This is a genomic window from Kitasatospora sp. P5_F3 (genome assembly GCF_054049135.1).
In genome coordinates, this window is sequence record NZ_JBFUMY010000153.1 from 1 (window position 1) to 4,840 (window position 4,840).

A 4,840-nucleotide genomic window follows, 5' to 3' on the forward strand; every position below is an offset into this window, starting at 1 on the left:
GCGCGTCGACGGGAAGACTCATGGCGCGTCGACGGGAAGACTCATGGGCAGCGGCCGATCTCTGGTTCTTCGTGACTCGACATCTCGAAGCGTGGAGAACGGCCGCCTCTGCTGTCCCGGAAAGAACTGCAGATCAGCAGGTCGAGTGACCTGCGAGGTTAAACAACAAGCTCAGAAGCTGTTGTCTATCCGATAGTGATGGGTGCGTTTCCGCTGGTCAGGCATCGTGCTGGCGCCTCGGTGGCAGAGACGGGGTGTCGTGTCGTCTCTTCGGTGGAGGTGCCGGATGCCGTCGGTGATGGGTCTGCTGGAGGAGCGCGAGCGTGCTGCTCGGCAGCGGGTGGAGGTCCTGCAGGCCGAGCTGCAGGAGGCGGAAGCCGCGTGGGAGCGGTTCGTGATTGCCCGTCAGACGGTGGCCGAAGTCCTGGCAGAACCTCCTGTGGGCGAGGAGGCGCCGTCGGCCGGGGTGGCCGGTGAACGGCCTGCGCGGGTCGCCGTGGCGGTGCCTGGATCGGTGGTTCCCGCCGGGAGGGAAGGGCTCGCTCTCGACTTGCTGGCGCCGGACTACCAGCGGCTCGTGGAGGTCCTGGCGGGGAGCGGGGAGGGGATGGACTGTCGCCGGCTCGCGGCGGCCTTGGGTTTGGAGGTGGTCGCGGCGAAGGTGGAGGGAGTGCGGTCGAAGGTGAAGCGCCTGGCCGCGCGGGGCTGGCTGGTCGAGGAACGGCCGGGGATGTTCAGCGTGCTCGCCGGGCGGGCCGGCGGCTCATGACCATGCTCATCGACCACCGAATCATCGCCTCGGAGGTGTCGGTGCGGGTCTCGTAGTCGCGGGCCAGGCGGCGTGAGTGCACCAGCCATGCGAACGTCCGTTCCACCAGCCACCTTTTGGGCAGCACCACGAAGCCCGCGGTGTCGTCGGTGCGTTTGACCACCGTCAGCGCGATGCGCCAGGCGTCGCGGGCGAGGTCGACCAGGCGTCCGGTGTAGCCGCCGTCGGCCCACACCAGCGAGATGCGCCAGTGCCGTTCACGCAGCCGATCCAGCAACGTTTGGCCGGCCTCGCGGTCGGTGACGGATGCGGCGGTGACCATCACGGTCAGCAGCAGCCCGAGGGTGTCCACGACGATGTGCCTCCTGCGGCCGTTCACCTTCTTCCCGCCGTCGAACCCCCGGCTCGCGGCCGGCACCGACGCGGCCCCTTTCACCGACTGCGCGTCGATGATCCCGGCGGTCGGCTCCGGATCGCGGCCCGCCGCCTCGCGGACCCGGTCGCGCAGCCGGTCGTGGAACTCCGCGACCAGGCCGTTGTCGCGCCAGCACCGGAAGAAGGCGTAGACGCGGTCCCATGCGGGGAAGTCCGCGGGCACCGCCCTCCAGGCGATGCCGCCCGAAACCAGGTGGCGCACAGCGTCGACCAGCTGCCGGTGGCAGTAGCCCTCCGGCCGCCCACCGCGTCCCTCCAGCCAACCCGGAACCGGCATCGCGTCGCGGACGACCGCCCACTCCGCGTCGCTCATGTCCGAGGGGTACCTCGGCCGCCTGTGCGGGCGGTCCCCGGCGTTCCCGAACCGGTGAGCGAGGCAATCACACGATCGTGCAGCCGAGTTGAAACCGGCAGGTACGAGGGCGTACGACGGCGGCAACAGGCCTCCTGGTGTGCTCACGGTCTTCGACAGACCCGAGCTGCACCAAGGCCCCTGCCTTCATACGCGGCACGCGACAAGACCACCCGACCGAKCTACCGCAATCGAACCCATGCCCACCGCGATCGGTACGACAACGGCTGGCCAGGTCACCGAGCCGGAGCCGCCCGGAGCCGGCCGTTGACCATGTTCGTGGGCTCACTGCTGAAGCTGCTTCGACCAGTCACCCCCAAAGCGATAAGCACGGCCATCACCGACCTGCTTCACCCCGCCGGGAACGACGTCCCCGTGGTACGGATACTGTTCCGTCACCGCCGCCAGCAGGAATTCCAGGAAGCCGCCCTCAAACAGGTCCCACTCCCGCATCGAGTGGAACTTGGCGGCCACCGGCCACCGGTCCGGGTCCGGGCCCCGCATCAGCCAGAAGAAATGGTCCGAGTTGTAGTTGTTGCCCCACTTCAGGAGCCCTCCCTCGGCTGGGAACAGCGGGTACGGGCACTCGTCGTAGTCCCCGTCCCGGTAGACCTCGGCCAGCCAGGCGCAGTATCCGTAGGGCTCCGTCGTGTTGTACAGGAATCCCTCGAAGCCGGGTGGCTGCCCGACCTGGGGACTGGGCGCTGCCGAGGGTGTGTAGATGTGCAGCTCGTCGCTGATGCTGACCATCCCGTACCGATCGGCGAACGCCCGGTAGTCCGCGGGCAGCTGGAAACCGAGCTCCTCGGGCCCGTGCTCCCACGGGACCGGGACCACTCCGCCCTCAGGCGGCGGCCCGATGACCGCGCCGAGCTGGTCCAGTATCTCCTCGATGTCCACGTCCACTCCCGTCAGCCGCTCGTTCCCGCCGGATGCTATTCGCTTCCGGTGACACCGGAGGCGGATAGCCCGGCCCCGCAGTGTCCTGGCACCCGAGTTGTGCGGGAGGTCCCCACTGCCATGCCCAGCCGACCAGAGGATCACCCGACCGAGACAGCAGACTCGAACTCACGATCACCAAGCTCGATTGAGCAACGGCTTCTAACACCTGACCGTGCGCGTTGGGGATCAGCCAGCCAGCAGAATTCGTTTCCGCAGGAGGCCGAAGCCGGCCGCTGTACATCTGACGCTTGATCATCTTGATGCGGTTGACGTGGCTTTCGACCGCGCCGGAGCTCCAGGGGAGGGTCAGGCCGGCGATCACGGCGTCCAGGTCGCGTTCGAGTCCGGCGGCGAGGGAGTGGAGGCTGGGGAGGTCGCCGCGGCGGACCGCTTCGAGCCATTGCGGCAGCCGGTCACCTGGCTTTATCGGTGAGATGCGAGAGCAGATGTTGGCGATGATGGAGAGCACCCTGTCGTGCCAAGAAGTGGTGTTGGCGAGTTCCGAGAGCACCCGGTGTCGCGCGCTCAGGCTGCGGGTGGGTTCTGCACAGCAGCAGCGACAGCAGAGGTTCAGGCTTCGACGACCCCGCCAGGGTGCGGCGGCTGATCGCTGACCTGGACTCCGACGACGAGCTCGTGCTCTGGTACACCGTCACGGCCCTCACCACCCAGCGCTCTGCCGAGGCGGTCGAACCGCTGGTCGCCACCCGCGCCCGGCTGCTGCGCGAGAACGGGCCCGCCTCCTACATGGCCTACGAGTTCAGGGAAGCCGCCGTCTGCTCGATGACCCCCGCGCCCCTGCCGCTTGCCCTGCGACTGATCGCCGAGCCCGAGCCCGAGCCCGACGAAGAGAAAGGGGAGGACCCCCTGGGGTACTACCTCGCCGACTTCCTCCGCCCGTTCGACGGCCCGGACGTCCGCGCGGCCCTCGAACGGTACGACGCGGACGTCGAGCGGGAGCAGCACGCGGAGCTGAGCCGACGCGCCGAGGGCGATCCGGTCCCCGAGGGGTGGGACGCCTTGGTCCGCTGGCTGATCGACCGGGTCGCCCGCAACCCGTACCAGGGCGACTTCATCGTCGAGCGGCACAGGCTCACCCGCACTGGGGCGGCTGATCGGGCGTCAGGGGCCCCAGTGCGAGCTGAGCGCAAGACCGGTCATCTCGTCCAGGGTCAGCGGCATCTCGGAGTAGTGACCGGGTTCGGTGGTGGACTCCCGGTTGTACTGGGTCACGCTCACCACCCGGCTGTCGGAGCGCACTGCCGTGACGGACCAGCGCAGAGCCGGTCCGGTCGATCCCACGGTGTCCATTGAGGTGACGACCGTGCTCCCGTCAGCGAGGTACGCGCAGGTCTGCGGTGGCAGCAACTGGTCGCTCACGCACATGCGTGCCCGGTCCGGCAAGTCGACGGGGACCGCCAGTTCGATGCTCACCGCCCCAGCCTTGGGTCCGTCCGTGAAGACCAGTCCTGCGCGCGCCTCGACCGCCTTACCGGCCCGTGTGCTCAGTTTTCCGTCGGTGAAGCCGCCGTCTGAGGTGCCCACCGTCACCGTGCCACGGGACGGCAGCAGCGCCGCCAACTGCTCGGCCAACGGCCCTGTTCGCGGAACGATGGCTGGCCGGTAGGTCGGCGCGGGCGACCGTGCGGGGGTCGCCGGCGCCGAAACGGTCGGCGAAGCCGCCGGCGGCGTCGGCGCCGGTCCGGCTGCGACCGTGAATCGGCCCAGACCGAGGCCTGCGGTGCCGACCACCAGCACGGCAGCGACCGCCCATTGCGAGCGGCGGGTCCGGCGCAACTTCCGGCCGCGTGCCGCTGCGCGCAGGACCAGATCGGGGCCGGGTGGGGCGAAGCCTTCCGTCACGAGCCCGAGCGCGTCGTGCAACTCGCCGTCGGACTGGTGATGCTGGGACACGGTGCTCTCCGTTCGGTGGATGTGCGGGGGGTGGAAGCGAGGCGCCGTCACGGCTGGCTCAGCTCGGCGAACTCATGACCGAGGATCTGCTTCATCCGCTGCCTGGCCCGCAGGCTGCGGGTCCGTACGGAGCCGACGCTGATGCCGATCAGCTGCGCGGTCTCCTCCACCGAGCGGTCCTCCCAGTACCGCAGCACCAGCACAGTGCGGTCCTTGGCCGAGAGCTCGGCCAGTGCCGCCAGCATCGCCAGCCGCAACGTCGGGTCGGTCTCCTTCCCGTGCACCTCCGGTCCCCCGGTGGCGGCGCCGGCCATTCAGGCCCGGACCAGGTAGATCAGTACCGGAAGACCAGGTAGATCAGTACCGGAACGCGTAGCCGGGGCCCAGTTGGATCCGGTCGGTCGGTGGCTCCGAGATGGTGTGTAACG

At 69.1% G+C, this 4,840-nt stretch carries 6 protein-coding genes and 1 pseudogene; 1 reads left to right on the forward strand and 6 read right to left on the reverse strand.

All coding sequences use genetic code 11. The features are described 5' to 3' along the window. Positions 1 to 286: 286 nt before the first annotated feature. Positions 287 to 769, forward strand: a complete 483-nt coding sequence (locus tag ACXJMZ_RS36650) for a hypothetical protein (protein WP_457034322.1) — start codon at positions 287 to 289, stop codon at positions 767 to 769. Here ACXJMZ_RS36650 and ACXJMZ_RS36655 read toward each other — a convergent pair. The 6 genes and pseudogenes from ACXJMZ_RS36655 to ACXJMZ_RS36680 all read right to left on the reverse strand — a co-directional run bounded on the left by ACXJMZ_RS36655 (position 735) and on the right by ACXJMZ_RS36680 (position 4,696). Then, positions 735 to 1,517, reverse strand: coding sequence for an IS5 family transposase (locus tag ACXJMZ_RS36655; RefSeq protein WP_457034323.1), 783 nt, complete (start codon positions 1,515 to 1,517; stop codon positions 735 to 737). The genes ACXJMZ_RS36650 and ACXJMZ_RS36655 overlap by 35 nt on opposite strands. Before the next feature lie 324 nt (positions 1,518 to 1,841). Next, entirely contained in the window at positions 1,842 to 2,456 is a 615-nt protein-coding gene (locus ACXJMZ_RS36660; protein ID WP_457034324.1) for a hypothetical protein, read from the reverse strand. Positions 2,457 to 2,684: 228 nt separating this feature from the next. Continuing rightward, a pseudogene (locus ACXJMZ_RS36665) lies at positions 2,685 to 2,916 on the reverse strand (transposase); the annotation flags it as partial. A 152-nt stretch (positions 2,917 to 3,068) separates the two neighbouring features. Further along, a complete protein-coding gene (locus tag ACXJMZ_RS36670; RefSeq protein ID WP_457034325.1) occupies positions 3,069 to 3,587 on the reverse strand; it encodes a hypothetical protein in 519 nt (172 codons plus the stop codon). 33 nt (positions 3,588 to 3,620) lie between these two features. Next, entirely contained in the window at positions 3,621 to 4,412 is a 792-nt protein-coding gene (locus ACXJMZ_RS36675; protein ID WP_457034326.1) for a hypothetical protein, read from the reverse strand. A 47-nt stretch (positions 4,413 to 4,459) separates the two neighbouring features. Further along, positions 4,460 to 4,696, reverse strand: coding sequence for a sigma-70 family RNA polymerase sigma factor (locus ACXJMZ_RS36680; RefSeq protein ID WP_457034327.1), 237 nt, complete (start codon positions 4,694 to 4,696; stop codon positions 4,460 to 4,462). Positions 4,697 to 4,840 lie beyond the last annotated feature (144 nt).